The sequence below is a fragment of the Pseudomonas libanensis genome (assembly GCF_001439685.1).
Taxonomy (GTDB): domain Bacteria; phylum Pseudomonadota; class Gammaproteobacteria; order Pseudomonadales; family Pseudomonadaceae; genus Aquipseudomonas; species Aquipseudomonas libanensis.
This window is the reverse complement of the sequence record NZ_JYLH01000016.1, coordinates 127432-147335: the sequence shown is the minus strand read 5'-3', so window position 1 is coordinate 147335 and position 19904 is coordinate 127432. Positions and strand designations below refer to the sequence as shown.

The window sequence follows — 19904 nt, the reverse complement described above, 5'->3', positions numbered from 1 at the left end:
GACCTGCCCAAGCCGGTGACTGAGGAGACCAAGCCAAAAGGTGACCTGCCCAAGCCGGTGACTGAGGAGACCAAGCCAAAAGGTGACCTGCCCAAGCCGGTGACTGAGGAGACCAAGCCAAAAGGTGGCCTGCCCAAGCCGGTGACTGAGGAGACCAAGCCAAAAGGTGTCCTGCCCAAGCCGGTCACAGAGGAGACCAAACCGGCCGGTGACAAGCCCAAACCCATCGGCTTTGATGCCAGAACAAAGGAGAATCAGCCAAAGTCAGCCGGCGTGGACGCCAAGCCACAAGCGAATCAGCCCAAGCCAACCGGCGTGGACGCCAAGCCACAAGCGAATCAGCCCAAGCCAACCGGCGTGGACACCAAGCCACAAGGAGAACAGCCCAAGCCAACCGGCGTGGACGCCAAGCCGCAAGCGAATCAGCCCAAGCCAACCGGCGTGGACACCAAGCCACAAGGTGACCAGCCCAAGCCAATCGGTGAGGAAACCAAGCCAAAAGTCGGGCCCCAGCCGCCTGTCCGGCCGGTCCCAAAAGATGTACCCAGGTCGGATGACACCACCTACGGATTCAACTCTACGACTGGCAAGCCGGAAACGACCCTGACATCTGCTTCCGATAAGCCAGAGTTCAACATTTGGGATCAAAAAGGCGTAGACACCTTTGATTTTTCCGGCTTCAAGCAAGACCAGATCATCGACCTGCGCAGTGGTGCGCTTTCCAGCGTAGGCGGCTTGCGGGAGAACGTCAGGATCGGTACCTCGACTGTGATCGAAAACGCAGTGGGTGGTAGTGGCAACGACCGAATCATTGGCAACAGTGCCGATAACGTGCTGATTGGTGGTGCAGGCGCCGATAATCTGGTTGGGGGCGGTGGTTGGAACACGTTTAAGTTCAACGCTTTTGCCGACTCTACCCGCACGCAAGCCGATTTGCTGTTGGACTTCAACACGGGTCAGGACAAGATTGATCTGTCGCAAATGGCCATTGATGGCAAGGTTGCATTTAACTTCGTTGAGGAATACACCGGGAAGGCCGGCGATACCATTATCAAGTTCAACCCGCAAACAGGGCGTTACTTGTTGGCGATAGACTTGGATGGTGACGGCAAGACGGACTTCTTGATCAAGAGCACCCGCATGATCAGCCCGGAAGATGTCATCGGGTTGAACATAAGGGATGCTGGTTATCTGTAACGCTGTAATGGCGAGCTAGCAACCATCGCCTTTGCAGTAAGACAGGGCAGGACTTTTTCATAATGATCAAGTCCTGCTTTTTTGTGCCTGTGAATACGTGATTACCTTTGCCCAACAGTTCCTGATCCTGGTCACACCGCTCTCAGGCAGTGGCCGCCACGCCCCCACGGGACGCACCCAGGAATCGCAGTAATGCGATCAATGGAAAGGCACTGCCCACCAGCATCACGCCCAGCCAACCGCCATGTTCATACACACTGCTGGCAATCGCCGAGCCGAACGCGCCGCCAATGAAGATGCTGGTCATGTACAGCGCGTTGAGACGGCTGCGGCTATTGGCGTCGAGGGCATAGATGGCGCGCTGGCCCAGCACCATGTTCATCTGCACACAGAAGTCCAGCACAACGCCGGTGACCGCAAGGCCGATCACGCTGTACAGCGGGTGCACAAACGCCGGCAGGAAGCTCAATGCCCCTAACAGCATTGCCAGCAACGAGGCGCGATGGGTGTGGCCGGCATCGGCCAGGCGACCGGCGATGGGCGCGGCAATGGCGCCCAGTGCGCCAACCAGGGCGAACAGCGCGATTTCGCTTTGGCTAAGGCCATGGTTACGCGCCAGTTCCAGCGGAGCGGCCGTCCAGAACAGGCTGAAGGCAGCAAACATGCAGCCCTGGTAGAACGCCCGTTGGCGCAGCAGCGGCTGCCCACGCAGCAAGGTAGCCAGGGAGCGCAGCAATTGGCCGTAGCTGGCGCGGTGGTCGGGTTGGCGCTTGGGGATGGTCAGCAGCAGGACCACGCTGATAAGCGCCATTAACGCAGCGGCAGCCATGAACATCGCACGCCAGCCGAAGTGGTCGGCGACTACGCTGGACACCGGCCGCGCCAGCAGGATGCCCAGCAGCAGGCCACCCATGATGCTGCCCACCACCCGGCCGCGGGATTCGGCCGGGGCCAGGTGCGCGGCCAGTGGGATCAGGATCTGCACCGAGACAGAACTGAAACCGATCAGCAATGACACCAGCAGGAACAGATTGGGTTGTTCGATAAACGCAGCACCCAGCAGGCTGGCGATGGCCACCACCGTGGTGAAGATCATCAGCTTGCGGTTTTCCAACAAGTCGCCCAAAGGCACCAGGAAGAAGAGGCCGAGGGCATAGCCGATTTGTGTCAGGGACACGATCAGGCTGGCCATTGTCGGTGTCAGGCCGATATCCGGGGCGATCAGTTCAATGATCGGTTGCGCGTAGTAGATGTTGGCGACGATGGCACCGCAGCAAAACGCGAACAGCATGACCATGCCCCGGGTCATGGTGCCTGTAGCGTGAGAGGTTGGGCTCATGGTGTTCTCATAAAGGCGAAGGACGATGGGGTGGGAGAATAAAGACATGGGCCGGCAGTGAGTAGGGCGCTTGGCGTGATAACTGTCATGCCGCGAAATAATGACTCAACTCAAACCAAATGTGGGAGGGGCGGTCGCACCGCCCCTCCCACAGTTTTGACCGAGTTTATTCAGTCATGACCACTTACTGGCCGCTGTAGATCTGGTCAAACACCCCGCCATCATTGAAGTGGGTCTTCTGCACCGTGCGCCAGTCACCAAAGGTTTTTTCCACCGACAGGAAATCCACCTTCGGGAAGCGGTCGGTGTACTTGGCCAACACCTTTGGGTCCCGTGGGCGCAGGTAATTGTTGGCCGCGATCTCCTGGCCTTCCGGCGACCACAGGTACTTCAGGTAGTCTTCGGCAGCAGTACGGGTACCTTTCTTCTCGACCACTTTATCCACCACCGACACGGGCGGCTCGGCTTCGGCGGACACGCTTGGGTAGACCACTTCGAACTGATCGCGGCCAAACTCACGGGCGATCATTTCTGCTTCGTTTTCGAAGGTCACCAGCACGTCGCCGATCTGGTTGGTCATGAACGTGGTGGTGGCGGCACGGCCACCGGTGTCCAGCACCGGCGCTTGTTTGAACAGCTTGCCGACGAAGGTCTTGGCTTTCTCTTCGTCGCCGCCGTTCTTGAGCACATAGCCCCAGGCCGACAGGTAGGTGTAGCGGCCATTACCCGAGGTCTTCGGGTTGGGAACGATCACCTGCACGCCGTCCTTGAGCAAATCCGGCCAGTCTTTCAACGCCTTGGGGTTGCCCTTGCGCACGATGAACACGGTAGCGGAAGTGAACGGTGCACTGTTGTTCGGCAGGCGCGTCACCCAGTTGTCCGGCACCAGTTTGCCATTGTCGACCAGGGCATTGATGTCGGTGGCCATGTTCATGGTAATCACGTCAGCCGGCAGGCCGTCGATCACCGAGCGTGCCTGTTTGCTTGAGCCACCGAAGGACATCTGCAGCGTTAGCTTGTCGTCTGGGTGTTCGGCTTCCCAATGCTTCTGGAAGGCAGCGTTGTAGTCCTTGTAGAAATCGCGCATCACGTCGTAGGAGACGTTGAGCAGGGTAGTCGCGGCCTGGGCGGAGCCTGCCAAGGCCAGGCTGGCGGCCAGAAGAGAGGCGCTGAGGATTTTTTTCACTGCTCATTCCTTGTTGTTGGAGAAGAGGGGAGGCAATTTGCCAGCGACTATAGCCGGGCCTGCATAGACCTTTAAAGATTAAAACGACCTTTGCTTATTCCAGTTTATGAAAAAGGTTACTGCCACAGCGCGAGCAAAAAGCTGCATTGGGCTCATGGCTGTTCTTCTTGCACGCCGGGCAGTCGGTTTGCAGCTGTTCACCGCGCATGGCACTGGCCAGCTCTGCAGTAAAAATGCCCGTCGGCACCGCGATGATCGAATAACCGGTGATCATCACCAGCGACGAAATCACCTGGCCCAGCGGCGTCTTGGGCACGATATCGCCGAAGCCCACGGTGGTCAGGGTGACGATGGCCCAGTAGATCCCCTTGGGAATACTGGTGAACCCATGTTCCGGGCCTTCGATCACGTACATCAGGGTACCGAATACCGTCACCAGCGTGCACACGCTGACCAGGAACACCACGATCTTCTGCTTGCTGCCGCGCAGCGCCGCCATCAAATAGTTGGCCTGCTTGAGGTACGGGCTGAGCTTGAGCACGCGGAAGATGCGCAGCATGCGAATGATGCGGATGATCAGCAGATACTGCGCATCGCTGTAGTACAGGGCAAGAATGCCGGGGACGATGGCCAGCAAGTCCACCAGGCCATAAAAGCTGAAGGCATAGCGTAGCGGCTTGGGCGAGCAATACAGGCGCAAGCCGTACTCAATGGCGAAGATCAGCGTAAAGCCCCACTCGATATAGGCCAGCAAATCCGCATAGTTCTGGTGGATTTCATCGATGCTGTCGAGCATCACGATCACCAGGCTGGCGAGGATGATCAGCAGCAGGATGCCGTCAAAGCGCCGCCCGGCGACGGTATCGCTTTGGAAAACCATGATATAGAGCCGCTGGCGCCAGTCGTTGTTACTGTCCATAAGTCCTGCCTGAAGCGAATATCGAGCAAGCCTAGGGGGATTCGAACGGACTGTCCATGTGGGGGTTGCGCAGCATTCGCTGGCCGGCGCGCACCAGCCAGCAGGCGAGGATAAACGGTGCGGTCAGCGCAGGCAGGTGCAGGGCGGCGAAGCCCGGGGTTAGCAGGATGGCCAGGCCGATACCCAGCAGTGGCAACCAAGGCTGGCGACGCGACGTGCTCAGGGCCAGGGCGGCCAGCGCGGGGTTATAGCTGTGCAGGCCGAGCAGGGCACCCGTGGGGTCGTTCAGCCACAAGCCGGCCAGCATGCCGAGAGTGGCGCCGCCCAAGGCCCACGCGACGGCGCGACGATTGGCCAGCAGCAAGCCCAGGGCGATCAGTACCCCCGCCAGGGGCTGGTCCAGCAGCATGATTTGCCCAAGGCCGGTGAAGGGCGCGGCGAGCACAGCGACAGTATCGGGCTCGCTCAGTGCAAAGGTGTTCTCAGGGATCTGGCCGAGCAGCAACCAGCCCAGGCCAACAAAGGGCGCGGTGTAGGCGGGCAAGTCCTCGGGCTGGTTCGCGTGTTTCAACCATTGCCGGGTAAGGATCGCGCTCAAGCCTGCGCACGCCAGGATCAGCGGCGGCACCAGCGCCGACCAGGCAAAGTGCTGGCTGATCAACAGGCCCAGCAATACGCCGTTGTAGCTATACAGCCCGGCCTGGCGTTCGGCCTTGGGATACCCCCGGCGCTGGGCCGTGAGCAACCCCGCGACGCCCCCCAGCAAGGCACCGCCAAGCAAGGCCGGGGCGCCGATCAGGATCGCCAGCAGGCACAGCAGGCCGCACAGCGGATGGCGCTGCAGGAAGATTTGGCTGAAGCCGTTGAGCAGGGCTTCGGCCCAGTCGGGGCAGGTTGGGTTGTGCATTTGGGTTGAGTCAATAAGACCGAGTTGCCCTCATCGCAGGCAAGCCAGCTCCCACATTTGATTGATGTTCGACACGCGAACTCGATCAAATGTGGGAGCCGGGCTTGCCCGCGATGAGGCCCTGACAGGCGCTAAATCAGCGTCTCGATACGCAACGAATTGGTCGACCCCGGCTGCCCGAACGGCACCCCCGCGGTAATCACCAGGGTATCCCCACGCTGTGCCATGCCCTGGGCCTGGGCGATTTCCAACGCGGTGGAACACACCTCATCCACCTGGCGCAGCCGGTCGTTGACCACCGAGTGCACGCCCCACGCCACGCTCAAGCGCCGCGCCGTGGACAGGTTGGGCGTGAGGTTGAGGATCGGCGCCACGGGCCGTTCCCGTGCGGCGCGCAAGCTGGAACTGCCCGACTCGCTGTAGTTCACCAGCACCGCCACCGGCAGGATGCTGCTGATGCGCCGGATCGCACAGCTGATGGCGTCCGACACCGTGGCATCCGCCTTGGGCCGGCTGACGTCCAGTTGCGCCTGATAGTCCGGGCCGTTTTCCACCTGGCGGATGATCTTGCTCATCATCTGCACGGCTTCCAGCGGATACTCGCCCGACGCGGTTTCCGCCGACAGCATCACCGCGTCCGCACCCTCGGCCACCGCGTTGGCGACATCGGTGACTTCGGCACGGGTCGGCGCCGGGGAGAAACGCATGGACTCAAGCATCTGCGTGGCCACCACCACAGGCTTGCCCAGTTGGCGACACATGCTGATGATGTCTTTCTGGATCTGCGGCACGCTTTCGGCCGGTACTTCCACGCCCAGGTCGCCCCTGGCTATCATGATCGCATCGCTCAGCTCGGCAATTTCCTGCAGACGCTGCACGGCCGAGGGCTTCTCGATCTTGGCCATCAGGAACGCCTTGTCGCCAATCAGCTCGCGGGCCTCGCGGATGTCTTCCGGGCGCTGTACAAACGACAGTGCCACCCAGTCCACGCCCAGTTCCAGGCCGAAGCTCAAGTCGCGGCGATCTTTGGTGGTGAGCGGGCTGAGTTCCAACAAAGCTTGTGGGACGTTTACGCCTTTGCGGTCGGACAGCTCGCCGCCATTGAGCACGGTGGTGTCGATGGCGTCGGCATGCTTGGTGATCACGCGCAGGCGCAGCTTGCCGTCATCGAGCAGCAAGTCCATGCCCGGTTCAAGGGCTGCGATGATTTCCGGATGGGGCAGGTTGACGCGGCGCTGGTCGCCGGGCGTCGGGTCCAGGTCCAGGCGCAGGGCCTGGCCGCGAATCAACTGCACCTTGCCTTCGGCAAAACGCCCGACCCGCAGCTTTGGCCCCTGCAGGTCCATGAGGATGCCCAGTGGGTAGTTCAGCTGGCGCTCCACCTGGCGAATCCACTGGTAGCGCTGGGCATGGTCGGCGTGTTCGCCGTGACTGAAGTTGAGACGGAAGATATTCACCCCGGCTTGCACCAGCTCAAGGATGTCATCGATACCGTCGGTGGCCGGGCCCAGGGTGGCGAGGATCTTGACCTTCTTGTCAGGCGTCATGTTTGGCAGTCTCAAGGATCAGGATGGCACGGAAGTCGTTGACGTTGGTGCGGGTCGGCTCGGTGATGATCAAGTCGCCCAAGGCCTCGAAATAGCCGTAGCCGTTGTTGTTATCCAGCTCGTCGCTGGCCGACAGGCCCAGGGCTTCGGCGCGGGCGTAGCTGCTGGGGGTCATGATGGCGCCGGCGTTGTCTTCCGAGCCGTCGATGCCATCGGTGTCGCCGGCCAGGGCGTACACGCCGGGCAGGCCCTTAAGGCTGTCGGTGAGGCTGAGCAGGAATTCCGCATTGCGCCCGCCACGGCCATTACCGCGCACGGTGACGGTGGTCTCGCCGCCGGACAGGATCACGCAGGGCGCCGCCAGTGGCTGGCCGTGCTGGACAATTTGCCGGGCGATACCGGCATGTACCTTGGCCACTTCCCGCGCTTCACCTTCCAGGTCGCCGAGGATCAGCGGACTGAACCCGGCCCGGCGCACTTTAACGGCAACCGCTTCCAGGGATTGCTGGGGGCGGGCGATCAATTGGAAGTGGCTGCGGGCAAGTACCGGGTCGCCGGGCTTGACCGTTTCCGAGTCAGGGTTTTGCAGCCAGCTGCGCACCGAGGCGGGGGCGTCGATGCCGTAGCGCTTGAGAATCCCCAGGGCCTGCTGCGAGGTGCTGGGGTCGCCGACGGTAGGGCCGGAGGCGATCACCGTTGCCTGGTCGCCCGGCACATCGGAAATCGCGTAGGTGTATACGGTGGCCGGCCATGCCGCCTTGGCCAAGCGTCCGCCCTTGATCGCCGAGAGGTGTTTGCGCACGCAATTCATCTCGCCAATGGTGGCGCCGGACTTGAGCAGGGCTTTATTGATGGCTTGCTTGTCGGCCAGGCTGATGCCTTCGGCGGGCAGGGCCAGCAATGCGGAGCCACCGCCGGAGAGCAGGAAGATCACGCGGTCGTCTTCGGTCAGGTGGCTGATCAACTCCAGCACGCGCTGGGCCACGGCCAGGCCGGCAGCGTCGGGGACCGGGTGGGCCGCTTCGACCACCTCGATTTTCTGGCACGGCGCGCCGTGGCCGTAGCGGGTGACCACCAGGCCCGACACGTCGCCCTGCCAGCAATTCTCGACCACCAGGGCCATGGCGGCCGCGGCCTTGCCGGCGCCGATCACGATCACCCGGCCACTGCGGTCGGCGGGGAGGTAAGGTTCAAGGACTTGCCGGGGGTGGGCGGCGTCGATGGCTGTGGCAAACAGCTCGCGAAGCAGGTGTTGCGGATCGACCGACATAAGCGGGCTCCCGGGGGATTCTTGTTATTAGAGGTGCAGCACATTCAAAGGTGGGAGCTGGCTTGCCTGCGATAGCGTTGGGGCAGGCAACTGATCTGTCACTCAGAGACCGCTATCGCAGGCAAGCCAGCTCCCACACTGGAGTGCATTTCAAGCTTCGTTACTTATCGCGAATCGAGAAATTGGCCATATGCTCCAGGCCCTTGATCAGCGCCGAGTGGTCCCAGTTACCGCCGCCAATGGCCGTGCAAGTGCTGAACACTTGCTGGGTGCCGGCGGTATTCGGCAGGTTGATCCCCAGTTCCTTGGCGCCGGCCAAGGCCAGGTTCAGGTCCTTCTGGTGCAGGTTGATGCGAAAGCCCGGGTCGAAAGTACCCTTGATCATGCGTTCGCCATGCACTTCCAGGATCTTCGACGACGCAAAGCCGCCCATCAGTGCTTCCCGCACCTTGGCCGGGTCGGCGCCGTTCTTGGAGGCGAACAGCAGCGCTTCGGCCACCGCCTGGATGTTCAGCGCGACGATGATTTGGTTGGCGACCTTGGCGGTCTGGCCATCGCCGTTACCGCCCACCAGGGTGATGTTCTTGCCCATGGCCTGGAACAGCGGCAATGCACGTTCGAAGGTCTGCGGTTCGCCACCGATCATGATGCTCAAGGTGCCGGCCTTGGCGCCGACTTCACCGCCGGACACCGGTGCGTCCAGATACTGTGCGCCGGTTTCGTTGATCTTCGCCGCGAACGCCTTGGTGGCGGTGGGGGAGATCGAGCTCATGTCGATCACCACTTTGTTCGGCGACAGGCCGGCGGCCACGCCGTCGGCGCGCAACAGCACGTCTTCGACCTGGGGGGTGTCCGGCACCATGACGATGATGAATTCGGCTTCTTGCGCGACTTGCTGCGGGTTGGCCAGGGCGATGGCGCCAGCGTCGATCAGCGCTTGCGGGGCCTTGCCGTGATGCTCGGACAGAAACAGTTGGTGCCCCGCTTTCTGCAGGTTGGCGGCCATGGGTTGGCCCATGATACCGGTGCCGATAAATCCGATTTTAGCCATGATCAAAATCCTCTCTTAATGTGGGAGCTGGCTTGCCTGCGATGGCATCACCCGCGTATGCCTGATACGCCGAGGTGTCTGCATCGCAGGCAAGCCAGCTCCCACATTGTTTTGTGTTGTGTTGTGTTGTGTTGTGTTGTGTCAGTTGTCAGATGGCGTTATGGGTTTTGAGCCAGCCCAAACCCGCTTCGGTAGTGGTCAAGGGCTTGTATTCACAGCCAACCCAACCCGTGTAGCCAATGCGGTCCAGATGCTCGAACAGGAAGCGATAGTTGATCTCCCCAGTCCCCGGCTCATTGCGCCCCGGGTTATCCGCCAGCTGGATATGGTTGATCACACCCAGGTGCGTCGCCATGGTCCGCGCCAGGTCACCTTCCATGATCTGCATGTGGTAGATGTCGTATTGCAGGAACAGGTTGTCACTGCCCACTTGCTCGCGAATCGCCAGGGCCTGGGCCGTGTTATTCAGGTAGAAGCCCGGGATGTCACGGGTGTTGATCATCTCCATCACCAGCTTGATGCCCGCCGCTTGCAGCTTGTCGGCGGCGTACTTGAGGTTGGCGACAAAGGTCTTTTCCAGGGTTTCGTCGTCCATGCCCTGGGGGCGGATACCCGCCAGGCAGTTGATTTGGGTGTTACCCAGTACCTGGGCGTAGGCGATAGCCAGCTTGACCCCGGCACGGAATTCCTCGACCCGGTCCGGGTGGCAGGCCAGGCCGCGCTCGCCCTTGGCCCAGTCGCCGGCCGGCAAGTTGAACAGCACTTGGCTCAGGCCGTTGGCATCGAGCTGCGCCTTGATCTCGGCGGAGCTGAACTCATACGGGAACAGGTATTCCACGCCTTCGAAGCCGGCATCGGCGGCGGCCTTGAAGCGCGCAAGAAAGTCCTGTTCGGTAAACAGCATGGACAGGTTGGCGGCGAAACGCGGCATAGGGTTCTCCTTAATCGAGCAGGGAAATGGCGGTCGGCGCATCGTTGCCGACCAGGGCCAAGTCTTCGAATTCATTGACGGCGTTGATTTCGGTGCCCATGGAAATATTGGTCACCCGTTCCAGAATAATCTCAACGATCACCGGCACCTTGAATTCTTCGAGCATTTCCTGGGCGCGGCGCAGGGCCGGCTGGATCTGCCCTGGCTCGAACACGCGCAGGGCCTTGCAACCCAGGCCCTCGGCGACGGCCACATGGTCGACGCCATAGCCGTTGAGCTCCGGGGCGTTGAGGTTGTCGAAGGACAGCTGCACGCAATAGTCCATTTCAAAGCCGCGCTGGGCCTGGCGGATAAGCCCCAGGTACGAGTTATTCACCACCACGTGGATGTACGGCAGCTTGAATTGCGCGCCCACCGCCAGTTCTTCGATCATGAACTGGAAGTCATAGTCGCCCGACAACGCCACTACCTTGCGGCTCGGGTCGGCCTTGACCACGCCCAGCGCCGCGGGAATGGTCCAGCCCAACGGGCCGGCCTGGCCGCAGTTGATCCAGTGGCGTGGCTTGTAGACGTGCAGGAATTGCGCGCCGGCAATCTGCGACAGGCCGATGGTGCTGACGTAGCAGGTGTCTTTGCCGAACACCTGGTTCATCTCTTCGTATACCCGTTGCGGCTTGACCGGCACGTTGTCGAAGTGGGTCTTGCGGTGCAAGGTGGCTTTGCGCTGCTGGCAGTCATGCAACCAGGCGCTGCGGTCCTTGAGCTTGCCGGCGGCTTTCCACTCGCGGGCCACTTCGATGAACATGGTCAAGGCGCAGCCGGCGTCGGAAACGATGCCCAGGTCCGGGGTGAACACGCGGCCAATCTGCGTCGGCTCGATGTCGACGTGGATGAATTTGCGCCCTTCGGTGTAGACCTCCACCGAACCGGTGTGGCGGTTGGCCCAGCGGTTGCCGATACCCAACACCACGTCCGACTTGAGCATCGTCGCGTTGCCATAACGGTGGGAAGTTTGCAGGCCGACCATGCCGACCATCAGCGGGTGATCGTCGGGGATGGTGCCCCAGCCCATCAGGGTCGGAATCACTGGGATGCCAGTCAATTCAGCGAACTCCACCAGTAACTCGCTGGCGTCGGCGTTGATGACGCCGCCACCGCTCACCAGCAGTGGGCGTTCAGCCTGGTCCAGCAGCGCCAGGGCTTTTTCGACCTGGATGCGCGTGGCCAACGGCTTGGCCAAAGGCAGGGGCTGGTAGGCGTCGATGTCGAATTCGATTTCAGCCATCTGTACATCGAACGGCAGGTCGATCAGCACCGGGCCGGGGCGGCCGGAGCGCATTTCATAGAAGGCTTTCTGGAACGCGTAGGGCACTTGGCCGGGCTCCAGCACGGTGGTCGCCCACTTGGTCACCGGTTTGACGATGCTGGTGATGTCCACGGCCTGGAAGTCTTCCTTGTGCATGCGAGCGCGGGGGGCTTGCCCGGTGATGCACAGGATCGGGATCGAATCGGCGGAGGCGCTGTACAGGCCAGTAACCATGTCGGTGCCCGCCGGGCCCGATGTGCCGATGCACACGCCGATATTGCCGGCCTTGGTGCGGGTGTAGCCCTCGGCCATGTGCGAGGCGCCTTCAACATGGCGAGCAAGGACGTGATCGATGCCACCCACCTTCTGCAAGGCCGAATACAGCGGGTTGATCGCAGCGCCTGGAATACCGAAGGCGGTATCCACGCCTTCACGGCGCATCACCAGGACGGCGGCTTCGATTGCTCTCATTTTGCTCATGGTTTTGGTGCCTCTTGCGTTTTGTAATTGTATACAAGTGGTGTCGGTGCAAAGTGTATTCACGGCGGGCTGCGCAGGTCAATGCATTTTATGAACGGGCCTTTGCGTCCGTCGGAATGGCTTTTTTCGACGTATGGAGCGTTTGTTTGAAAATATTGTATACAAAAATAAATAGCATTGTGTTCTATTTGTTTGATCGAGCATCTGATCAAACAGAACGCCAAGGCTTTACCCATAACAAAATAAGGACGGCACCTATGAGCGCTTTAACCTTGAAACTCGCGACCCAACTGGCCAGCCAGGCCCTGACCGCTGGCCGCACGATTTTGGCTGCGCCGCTGACGATTGCGGTACTGGACAGCGGTGGTCACTTGATCACACTGCAACGGGAAGACGGCGCCAGCCTGCTGCGCCCGCAAATCGCCATCGGCAAGGCCTGGGGCGCAATCGCCCTGGGCAAAGGCTCACGTTTGCTGGCACTGGATGCCCAACAGCGCCCGGCGTTTATTGCGGCGTTGAACAGCCTGGGGCAGGGCAGCGTCGTGCCGGCACCGGGTGGGGTGTTGATTCGGGATCAGAGCGGCATGGTGCTGGGCGCGATCGGGATCAGCGGGGACACGTCCGATATCGACGAGCAGTGTGCGATCACGGCGATAGAGGGAGTGGGGTTGATGGCGGATGCGGGGGTGTCGGCTTGATTCGTTCTGACTGTGAGTAAGCTATCGCAGGCAAGCCAGCTCCCACATTGACGGTATTCACAGATTCAACTGTGTGAACCCAATCAGTGTGGGAGCTGGCTTGCCTGCGATGCAGGCGACTCGGTCTAGAGTCAAACCCAAATGGCATCCCATAGCGGATAGTCGCCAAATTTCTTTACCAGCCCGGCCCTGAGTGGATTGGCTACGATGTAACGGGCAATTCCCTCCAGGCTTTCCTCCCGACGCACGGCATGATCATGAAAACCCGGTTGCCAGAGGCGACCTTGGCGACCAGCTACGGCATTCACAACTCGGGTGCTCTTGGATTTAACTTGGCGCATCAAGTCGGCGAGCGAACCTTTCTCCAAAGAAATAAGCCAATGGAAATGATCAGGCATTACTACCCAGACCAATGATGTTGCTAGCCCTTTATATTGAGCCATCCTGAATTGTTGTACGACCAGGCGGCCGAGTCTGAAGTCGCTGAAGATGGGTTCGCGTTCAAGCGTGTTGGTGGTAAGTAGGTAAATGCGGTTGGATTCGTTATAGCGGCCGATGCGCAGGCGATTTGAAGCAGGTAGATCGGGCATTCCTTGGCCTCTCTTCAGATGGTGTTCTGAGAGGCTAGACTGAGGGGCTAGGACTGATCGGCAGGCTTTTGGCAGGATGTGTCTGGATGGGCGCTATCGCGGGCAAGCCCGCTCCCACAGGGGATTATGACCATTTTACATTTTGTGTCCGGCGCAAATCCGTGTGGGAGCTGGCTTGCCTGCGATAGCCTCGCTGCGGTCTATCAATCCGGCTCACACCCCTTGAGCACCAACCGAATAATCGTCTGCGCCGCCGCTTCATAATCGGCCTCATCCAGCTTGGCCTTGCCGGTCACCGCCGAAATCTGCCAGTCGAAATCGGCATAGGTCTGGGTGGCTGCCCAGATGCTGAACATCAGGTGGTTGGGGTCAATCGCGGCGATCAGGCCACGGTCAACCCAGTTCTGGATGCAATCGATATTGTGCTTGGCCTGGGCGTTGAGCTGTTCAACCTGCTCGGTGCTCAAGTGCGGGGCACCGTGCATGATTTCGCTGGCAAACACCTTGGAGGCGAACGGCAGGTCGCGGGAAATGCGGATTTTCGAGCGGATGTAGTTGCTCAGCACTTCCTTGGGCTCGCCGTCGGGGTTGAACGGCGTGGAGGCGGCCAGGATCGGCTCGATAATGCTCTCGAGCACCTCGCGGTAGAGGTTGTCCTTGGACTTGAAGTAGTAATAGACGTTGGGCTTGGGCAGCCCGGCCTTGGCGGCGATGTCGCTGGTCTTGGTCGCGGCGAAGCCCTTGTCGGCAAACTCCTCGCTCGCCGCCCGCAGGATCTTTTCTTTGTTGCGCTCGCGAATGCTGCTCATAAACCAGAGGTTTCCTTGCCATGACAGGCGGTTGCGCATGGTAGCACCGGCCATCCGCGGGCCTCAACAATCTGCCCATAACGCCTTGCGCCGCGCTATGCTCGCAGCACCTTTTCTTTACGGATGCCCGATTCATGGCAGGAAGCAGCTTGTTGGTTTTGCTCGACGATATCGCCGCGGTACTCGATGACGTTGCACTGATGACAAAAATGGCCGCCAAGAAAACCTCGGGTGTGCTCGGCGATGACCTGGCGCTCAACGCCCAGCAGGTCTCCGGCGTGCGTGCCGAGCGCGAAATTCCGGTGGTATGGGCCGTGGCCAAGGGCTCGTTTCTCAACAAGTTGATACTGGTGCCCACCGCGTTACTGATCAGCGCCTTCGCTCCCTGGGCGGTGACCCCTTTGTTGATGCTGGGCGGCGCTTACCTGTGTTTCGAAGGTTTTGAGAAACTCGCGCACAAATTCCTGCACAGCAAGGCTGAAGACCAGGCCCAACACGCGCAGTTGGCAGAGGCTGTGGCCGACCCGGCAACCGATCTGGTGGCCTTTGAAAAGGACAAGATCAAGGGCGCGATCCGTACCGACTTCATTCTTTCGGCGGAAATCATCGCCATCACTCTTGGCATCGTTGCCGATGCACAGCTGACTCAACAGGTGATTGTGCTGTCGGGTATCGCCATTGTCATGACCATCGGCGTTTACGGCTTGGTCGCCGGTATCGTCAAACTCGACGACCTGGGGTTGTGGTTGACGCAGAAACCGGGGCAGGCAGCACGCAGTATTGGCGGCGCCATCCTGAGTGCGGCACCCTACATGATGAAGAGCTTGTCGGTGATCGGCACCGCGGCGATGTTCATGGTCGGCGGCGGCATCCTCACCCATGGCGTACCCGTGGTGCACCATTGGATCGAGACCGTCAGTCAGAACACGGGCGCATTGGTCTGGTTGATGCCGACGTTGCTGAACGCGGTGGCGGGGATTATTGCCGGGGCAGTGGTGTTGGCCGTGGTCAGCGTGGTGGGCAAGGGTTGGAAAGCGCTCAGGGCATGAAGTAGCAGGTACAAAAAAGGCCATTCAATCGAATGGCCTTTTTTTATCGGCGCGAATTACTCGGCAATCTGCAACTTGCGCGATTCGGTATAGATGTAGCGCACCTTCTCATACTCGAACGGCGAGTTCATCTGACCATAGCGAAAGCTGGTCTGGTAGCGCTTGTCCACTGCGCGCAGGGCCCAGATTTCCGGGTGGTTGGAACTGACTTCTGACACATTGAGGAAGTTGATCTGGGTCTCGGCGCTGTAGTCGACGATCAGGCCGGTGGTGTCGCGCAGGTTCGACGGGCCGAAAATCGGCAGGACCACGTAGGCGCCGCCGGGCACGCCGTAGAAGCCCAGGGTCTGGCCGAAGTCTTCACTCTGGCGGGGCAGGCCCATGGAGGTGGCCGGGTCCCACAGGCCGGCGACGCCTATGGTGGTGTTGACCAGCAAGCGCCCGGTGGTTTCCAGGGAGCGGTGGCCCTTGAGCTGCAGCAGGCTGTTCAACAGGTTGGGTACATCGCCCAGGTTGTTGAAGAAGTTGCTCACGCCGGTGCGCAGGAAGCTTGGCGTGACATAGCGGTAGCCATTCACCACCGGCAGGAACACCCACTGGTCGAAACGATAGTTGAAGTGGTACACACGGCGGTTCCACGACTCCAGCGGGTCATACACGTTGAGGGCGGTCAGCGATGAGCGTTCGAACTCGCGCTGGTCCAGGCCGGGGTTGAACTTGAGCTTGGTCAGTGGCTCCTTGAAGCCATCGGCATCGACCTTGACCGGTTCATGGGCCTTGCTGTTATCGGCATTGGCCACACCTGCGCACATCAGCGCAGCAAGCAGCAGAAGATATTTAGCCACGGAAGAACTCCAGCATGGCGTCGGCGTTGACGCGGTAATTGAGGTTGCCGCAGTGGCCGCCCAGCGGGTAGACGGTCAAGCGATCGCCGAAGGTTTTACGCAGGAAACCCAGGTCGCCCGGGCCGAGGATCACGTCGTCGGCGTTGTGCATCACGGCGATTTTCGGGCTGTCGCGCAGGTAGTCCTTGAGAGCGTACAGGCTGACTTGGTCAACCAGCTGCAGCAGGCTGCCGCCGTCGGAACGGGCGCGCCACATCGGGATCACTTGTTCGGTGAGGTAGCAGTCGAAGTCGCATTGCAGGGCACGCTTGAGGAACGGCGTGAGGCTGGTGCCTTCGGTGATCGGATATTTAGGCGGGATGATCAGGCCGCGGCGGTTGATCAGGTCCGAGGTAAAGGCGATGTCGGCAGCCGAGAAGCGGAACGAGGTGCCGATCAACATGGCCATCTGTTCGTTGCTCAGGTGCTGCTTGGACTGCTGGAAGTCATAGAGCAGCGCATCGTTGAGGTCGATGTAGCCTTTTTGCTGGAAGTAGCGGGTCAGTTTGCTCAACACCAGCTCATAGAAGGTGGTGGTGTTGTTGATGCCCTTGACCTCGGTCTGTACCAGCTTGTCGAGGTTGGTGATCGAGGTGTAGAGGTTGACCGGCGGGTTGAGCAGCAGCACTTTCTTGAAGTTGAAGGTGCGGCGTGTTTCGTCGAGCTTGCTGACGAACGCTGCATCCAGCGCGCCCAGGCTATAGCCGGTGAGGTAGAAATCGGTGACCGGCAGCGAGGCGTTCTGCGCGCGCACGGCTTGCATCACGCGGTACATGTCTTCGGCGTCTTCCTGGGTGATACCCGGGGTGGCGAAGCGCGAGGCAGCGCTGATGAAGTCGAAGCTGGTGGGCGATGACAACTGCACCACGTGGTAGCCGGCCTGGTAATACAGCTTCTTCAGGTATTCGTTGATGCTGCTGTCGAACCGCGCACCGGTGCCGGCGATCAGGAAGATCAGCGGCGCAGCACGGTCCTGCTTGGCGATGCGGTAGGTGAGTTTCTTCACCGCCCAGAAATTGTCCGGCAGGCTGAACTCGCGCTCGGGGCGCATATTCAGGGTGTAGTCGGATTGGTTGATCTCGTCATCGGTCGGCAAGGTTGGCCGAAGATCGGGAGGCGTGGTGGCGATGGTCGCTTCGAACGGGTTGGTCAAAGGGTAGCCATAGCTGGCCTGGTCGATATCGACGGCCAGTGCTGACGCACTCAAAAATAGGCTGCCCAGCAAGGCAGCGCAGCGCAAGGAACGGAGCATGACTTAATCCCTAAGAGGAAACGTGCTGAATGAAGTTCGCAGGCTATGACCACCGCGTTGCCACCGAAGTGCCAGCCTGCGGCACGAAAAGTCGGAAAAAGCGTCGGAATCGGGGGTAATAGTTGCCAGACGATACACTTTGCCGGGCTATGTTGAACAGATATCTGCGCGAACACCTTGCTAACGGCCGCGGTGGGATTAAGCTGAGCGCCGTTTTTGCCTATCGGAGTGCCCCATGTCCCGCCGCTTGCCGTTGATTTTGCTGCTTATTACCCTGCCGTTATGGCTGGCGGCCAGCTATGCCGCACGTTATGGCTTTATGGAGGATGGTCAGTGGGTCGGCCTCTGCGCAGAGGAGGCCAGCCGCTGGGAGTGCCAGGTGCGTGCGAACCTGGGGTTGATGATCCACTTCAAAATGCTGGGCTGGGCGGCGTTGATCACGTCGGTGCTGGCGTTTTTCGTGCCGGGGCGTGTGGGGTGGGGCTTGGCGGTGCTGGGGATGGTGTTCGGGTTACCGGCGCTGGCGTTGTACAACACCACCTTTGCAGTGTTTGCCGTGGTGGTTGCAGGGTTGCGCTTGGTCGGGAAGCCTGGCGGCGCCTGATGTGGCTCATCGCAGGCAAGCCAGCTCCCACAGTTGATTGGGTTCACACATTTCTGTCTGTGAGCACGGTCAAATGTGGGAGCTGGCTTGCCTGCGATAGCGATGTTAAGCCTTGCGCACCCGCAAGCAACGCCACAAAGCCATAACCATCAGCAGGCTTACAATCGCCCAACCCCAAGCCTGCTGGTTCATCAGGCCTTCCCGGTACAACTGCGGCGCAATGCCGGCACCGATAATAAAGGCCAGCAGCGCAATCTCCCGACGCGGTCCGGTTACCGGGCGCACCAGGTACACCAGGGCCGGCAGCACCAGCGCCGCGCTCGGGAAGCTGCGGTAACGCGGGTCAAACACCAGCGCCAGCATCATCACCGCCCCCGCAAACCCGGCAATCGCCACCAGCCAGCCGGCGCGTTGCTCCAGCCAGTCGAACGCGCGTGCGCGCCAGTCGTCACGGGCGCTGAGGGCCAGGGCGGCGTGGGCCAGCACCAGCAGGTTAAGTACCACCAGCAAACCGGCCCATACCCATTCATCGTTGAAGCGTGCGGTGACACGGGTCAGTTCGGCCCAGGTGCCAATGGAGCAGGCTGCAACGGCGCCCAGCAAGGGCAGCAGCAGCGCCGAGCGCGGGTTGCGCACACGGCCACCGAGCACCAGGGTGCCGAGCAGGATGAGCCCGCCCACGCCCAGCCACAGCGGCCAGTACGGCACATTGGTTACGGGGCCGGCGAGGATGGCTTTGTCCTGGCGGTCTGCATCGAACAGCCCCCAATACCCGCCGACGGCACCTTCACTCGCACGTTTCCACGGTTGGTCAAAGGCTTCGATCAGGTTGTAGCGCCAGCCATTGGCTTCGGCCATGGCCACGAAGCCACGCATGAACTTGGCCTCATTGACCCGGCTTGGCACGGCGGTTTCGCGCTGGCGGCCCTCGCTGGGCCAGCCGGTCTCGCCGATCACGATGTCCTTGGGCGCGAACTTATGGCCGAAGGTCTGGCGCACATCGCCCACGTGCTTGAGTGCCTGGTCGATGCCGGACGGGTCATCTTCCCAGTACGGCAGCAGGTGAATGGTGAGGAAATCCACCGCCGGGGCGATTTCCGGGTGTTGCAGCCAGAACTCCCAGACATCGGCATAGGTGACCGGCTGTTTGATCTGGCTTTTGACTGTTTGAATCAGCGCCACCAATTGCTTGGCGGTCACTTCCTTGCGCAACAGGGCTTCGTTGCCGACGATCACTGAGGTGACGATGTCAGGATTGGCGTTGGCAGCAGCGATCAGCTCGTTGATTTCTTTCTCGGTCGCCACCGGATCGCTGCTGACCCAGGCCCCGGCCATCACTTTCAAGCCATGCTTGCGCGCCAGGTCCGGCAAGGACTCCAGGCCCGTCATGGAGTAGGTGCGAATGCATTCAAAGCGCGTGGCAAGCAGCGCCAGGTCGGCGTCCATGCGCTCGGGGCGCAGCTTGAACGGCTGGTCGAAGGGCGATTGGTCCTTGTCGAACGGCGTATAGGACGCACATTGCATCTTGTGGCTGGCGCTGGCGACGTCCGGCAACACCACCGGCCGGCCGAGGCCGTACCAGTAGCCGACAAGGGCGAGCAAGCCGAGGATCAAGGCGAGGAAATAGGGCAGGGCAGGGAAGCGGGCAGTTGCGGGCATGGTCAGCTTATCTGGGGGAGCAAAGGCGCGCATCTTACCCGCAATTGACTCCTTTCAGTGGAGCTGCATGATTTTGACATGCAAAGTTCGGGCGGGATTCTGGCGTCAAATTGTAGGAACTCTCCTGCTGGCTATGTGATGTCGTTTCTTGCTCAGCCGAGGTCGCTGGCAGAGCAGGTCCATGGACCCGGCAGGTTGATTATCGAAGGGTCAGAACTCCACTGAT

The 19904-nt window shown here is 60.7% G+C and carries 18 protein-coding genes; 4 read left to right on the top strand and 14 right to left on the bottom strand.

Annotation, left to right across the window (positions count from 1 at the left end; translation table 11 throughout):
* Positions 1 to 1197, top strand: a 1197-nt coding sequence (locus tag TU73_RS22920) for a M10 family metallopeptidase C-terminal domain-containing protein (RefSeq protein WP_057014120.1), incomplete at its 5' end; no start/stop codon positions are given.
* A 142-nt stretch (positions 1198 to 1339) separates the two neighbouring features.
* Here the strand turns inward: TU73_RS22920 and TU73_RS22915 are convergent.
* The 9 genes from TU73_RS22915 to gcl all read right to left on the bottom strand — a co-directional run bounded on the left by TU73_RS22915 (position 1340) and on the right by gcl (position 12133).
* On the bottom strand, positions 1340 to 2536 hold the full coding sequence (locus TU73_RS22915) for an MFS transporter (RefSeq protein ID WP_057014119.1): 1197 nt from the start codon (positions 2534 to 2536) through the stop codon (positions 1340 to 1342).
* 184 nt (positions 2537 to 2720) lie between these two features.
* Positions 2721 to 3722: a sulfate ABC transporter substrate-binding protein gene (locus TU73_RS22910; protein ID WP_046069103.1), complete on the bottom strand. Its 1002-nt coding sequence runs from the start codon at positions 3720 to 3722 to the stop codon at positions 2721 to 2723.
* A gap of 94 nt (positions 3723 to 3816) precedes the next feature.
* Positions 3817 to 4641 (bottom strand): ion transporter, encoded by an 825-nt coding sequence (locus TU73_RS22905; RefSeq protein WP_057014118.1) that lies wholly within the window; start codon positions 4639 to 4641, stop codon positions 3817 to 3819.
* A gap of 31 nt (positions 4642 to 4672) precedes the next feature.
* Complete coding sequence (locus TU73_RS22900) at positions 4673 to 5548, bottom strand: urea transporter (RefSeq protein ID WP_057014117.1); 876 nt, start codon at positions 5546 to 5548, stop codon at positions 4673 to 4675.
* A 131-nt stretch (positions 5549 to 5679) separates the two neighbouring features.
* Positions 5680 to 7095 (bottom strand): pyruvate kinase, encoded by a 1416-nt coding sequence (gene pyk, locus TU73_RS22895; protein WP_057014116.1) that lies wholly within the window; start codon positions 7093 to 7095, stop codon positions 5680 to 5682.
* Positions 7085 to 8365 carry a glycerate kinase type-2 family protein gene (locus tag TU73_RS22890; RefSeq protein ID WP_057014115.1) on the bottom strand — a complete coding sequence of 427 codons (1281 nt, stop codon included), beginning with the start codon at positions 8363 to 8365 and terminating at the stop codon, positions 7085 to 7087. The genes pyk and TU73_RS22890 overlap by 11 nt, the downstream gene beginning before the upstream one ends.
* A gap of 160 nt (positions 8366 to 8525) precedes the next feature.
* The gene (locus TU73_RS22885; RefSeq protein ID WP_057014114.1) at positions 8526 to 9416 is read right to left on the bottom strand and encodes a 2-hydroxy-3-oxopropionate reductase; all 891 of its coding nucleotides are present in this window, start codon (positions 9414 to 9416) and stop codon (positions 8526 to 8528) included.
* A 148-nt stretch (positions 9417 to 9564) separates the two neighbouring features.
* Positions 9565 to 10347: a hydroxypyruvate isomerase gene (gene hyi, locus TU73_RS22880; protein ID WP_057014113.1), complete on the bottom strand. Its 783-nt coding sequence runs from the start codon at positions 10345 to 10347 to the stop codon at positions 9565 to 9567.
* A gap of 10 nt (positions 10348 to 10357) precedes the next feature.
* Positions 10358 to 12133 carry a glyoxylate carboligase gene (gcl, locus tag TU73_RS22875; RefSeq protein WP_057014112.1) on the bottom strand — a complete coding sequence of 592 codons (1776 nt, stop codon included), beginning with the start codon at positions 12131 to 12133 and terminating at the stop codon, positions 10358 to 10360.
* 257 nt (positions 12134 to 12390) lie between these two features.
* Here gcl and TU73_RS22870 point away from each other — a divergent pair, with 257 nt between their 5' ends.
* A complete protein-coding gene (locus TU73_RS22870) occupies positions 12391 to 12831 on the top strand; it encodes a GlcG/HbpS family heme-binding protein (protein WP_057014111.1) in 441 nt (146 codons plus the stop codon).
* A gap of 131 nt (positions 12832 to 12962) precedes the next feature.
* On the opposite strand, the gene TU73_RS22865 is transcribed toward TU73_RS22870, so the two are convergent.
* Together TU73_RS22865 and TU73_RS22860 are read right to left on the bottom strand one after the other, a co-directional pair.
* Positions 12963 to 13421 carry an REP-associated tyrosine transposase gene (locus TU73_RS22865; protein WP_057014110.1) on the bottom strand — a complete coding sequence of 153 codons (459 nt, stop codon included), beginning with the start codon at positions 13419 to 13421 and terminating at the stop codon, positions 12963 to 12965.
* Positions 13422 to 13624: 203 nt separating this feature from the next.
* The gene (locus TU73_RS22860) at positions 13625 to 14230 is read right to left on the bottom strand and encodes a TetR/AcrR family transcriptional regulator (RefSeq protein WP_057014127.1); all 606 of its coding nucleotides are present in this window, start codon (positions 14228 to 14230) and stop codon (positions 13625 to 13627) included.
* Between the two features lie 134 nt (positions 14231 to 14364).
* On the opposite strand from TU73_RS22860, the gene TU73_RS22855 reads away from it, so the two are divergent.
* Positions 14365 to 15279: a DUF808 domain-containing protein gene (locus TU73_RS22855; protein WP_057014109.1), complete on the top strand. Its 915-nt coding sequence runs from the start codon at positions 14365 to 14367 to the stop codon at positions 15277 to 15279.
* A 56-nt stretch (positions 15280 to 15335) separates the two neighbouring features.
* Here TU73_RS22855 and TU73_RS22850 read toward each other — a convergent pair whose 3' ends face one another.
* Complete coding sequence (locus TU73_RS22850) at positions 15336 to 16124, bottom strand: MlaA family lipoprotein (protein ID WP_057014108.1); 789 nt, start codon at positions 16122 to 16124, stop codon at positions 15336 to 15338.
* Positions 16117 to 17415 carry a serine/threonine protein kinase gene (locus TU73_RS22845; protein ID WP_057014107.1) on the bottom strand — a complete coding sequence of 433 codons (1299 nt, stop codon included), beginning with the start codon at positions 17413 to 17415 and terminating at the stop codon, positions 16117 to 16119. Before TU73_RS22845 ends, TU73_RS22850 begins: the two co-directional genes overlap by 8 nt.
* Positions 17416 to 17650: 235 nt before the next feature.
* Here TU73_RS22845 and TU73_RS22840 point away from each other — a divergent pair, with 235 nt between their 5' ends.
* A complete protein-coding gene (locus TU73_RS22840; protein WP_057014106.1) occupies positions 17651 to 18019 on the top strand; it encodes a hypothetical protein in 369 nt (122 codons plus the stop codon).
* 105 nt (positions 18020 to 18124) lie between these two features.
* Here TU73_RS22840 and TU73_RS22835 read toward each other — a convergent pair whose 3' ends face one another.
* Positions 18125 to 19678 (bottom strand): glycoside hydrolase family 17 protein, encoded by a 1554-nt coding sequence (locus TU73_RS22835; RefSeq protein ID WP_057014126.1) that lies wholly within the window; start codon positions 19676 to 19678, stop codon positions 18125 to 18127.
* Positions 19679 to 19904 lie beyond the last annotated feature (226 nt).

Excerpts from the sequence above, each read along its gene's own strand:
- TU73_RS22915 (WP_057014119.1), bottom strand. The coding sequence starts at position 2,536 with ATGAGCCCAACCTCTCACGCTACAGGCACCATGACCCGGGGCATGGTC.
- TU73_RS22905 (WP_057014118.1), bottom strand. The coding sequence starts at position 4,641 with ATGGACAGTAACAACGACTGGCGCCAGCGGCTCTATATCATGGTTTTC.
- TU73_RS22900 (WP_057014117.1), bottom strand. The coding sequence starts at position 5,548 with ATGCACAACCCAACCTGCCCCGACTGGGCCGAAGCCCTGCTCAACGGC.
- pyk (WP_057014116.1), bottom strand. The coding sequence starts at position 7,095 with ATGACGCCTGACAAGAAGGTCAAGATCCTCGCCACCCTGGGCCCGGCC.
- TU73_RS22890 (WP_057014115.1), bottom strand. The coding sequence starts at position 8,365 with ATGTCGGTCGATCCGCAACACCTGCTTCGCGAGCTGTTTGCCACAGCC.
- TU73_RS22885 (WP_057014114.1), bottom strand. The coding sequence starts at position 9,416 with ATGGCTAAAATCGGATTTATCGGCACCGGTATCATGGGCCAACCCATG.
- hyi (WP_057014113.1), bottom strand. The coding sequence starts at position 10,347 with ATGCCGCGTTTCGCCGCCAACCTGTCCATGCTGTTTACCGAACAGGAC.
- gcl (WP_057014112.1), bottom strand. The coding sequence starts at position 12,133 with ATGAGCAAAATGAGAGCAATCGAAGCCGCCGTCCTGGTGATGCGCCGT.
- TU73_RS22870 (WP_057014111.1), top strand. The coding sequence starts at position 12,391 with ATGAGCGCTTTAACCTTGAAACTCGCGACCCAACTGGCCAGCCAGGCC.
- TU73_RS22865 (WP_057014110.1), bottom strand. The coding sequence starts at position 13,421 with ATGCCCGATCTACCTGCTTCAAATCGCCTGCGCATCGGCCGCTATAAC.
- TU73_RS22860 (WP_057014127.1), bottom strand. The coding sequence starts at position 14,230 with ATGAGCAGCATTCGCGAGCGCAACAAAGAAAAGATCCTGCGGGCGGCG.
- TU73_RS22855 (WP_057014109.1), top strand. The coding sequence starts at position 14,365 with ATGGCAGGAAGCAGCTTGTTGGTTTTGCTCGACGATATCGCCGCGGTA.
- TU73_RS22845 (WP_057014107.1), bottom strand. The coding sequence starts at position 17,415 with ATGCTCCGTTCCTTGCGCTGCGCTGCCTTGCTGGGCAGCCTATTTTTG.
- TU73_RS22840 (WP_057014106.1), top strand. The coding sequence starts at position 17,651 with ATGTCCCGCCGCTTGCCGTTGATTTTGCTGCTTATTACCCTGCCGTTA.
- TU73_RS22835 (WP_057014126.1), bottom strand. The coding sequence starts at position 19,678 with ATGCCCGCAACTGCCCGCTTCCCTGCCCTGCCCTATTTCCTCGCCTTG.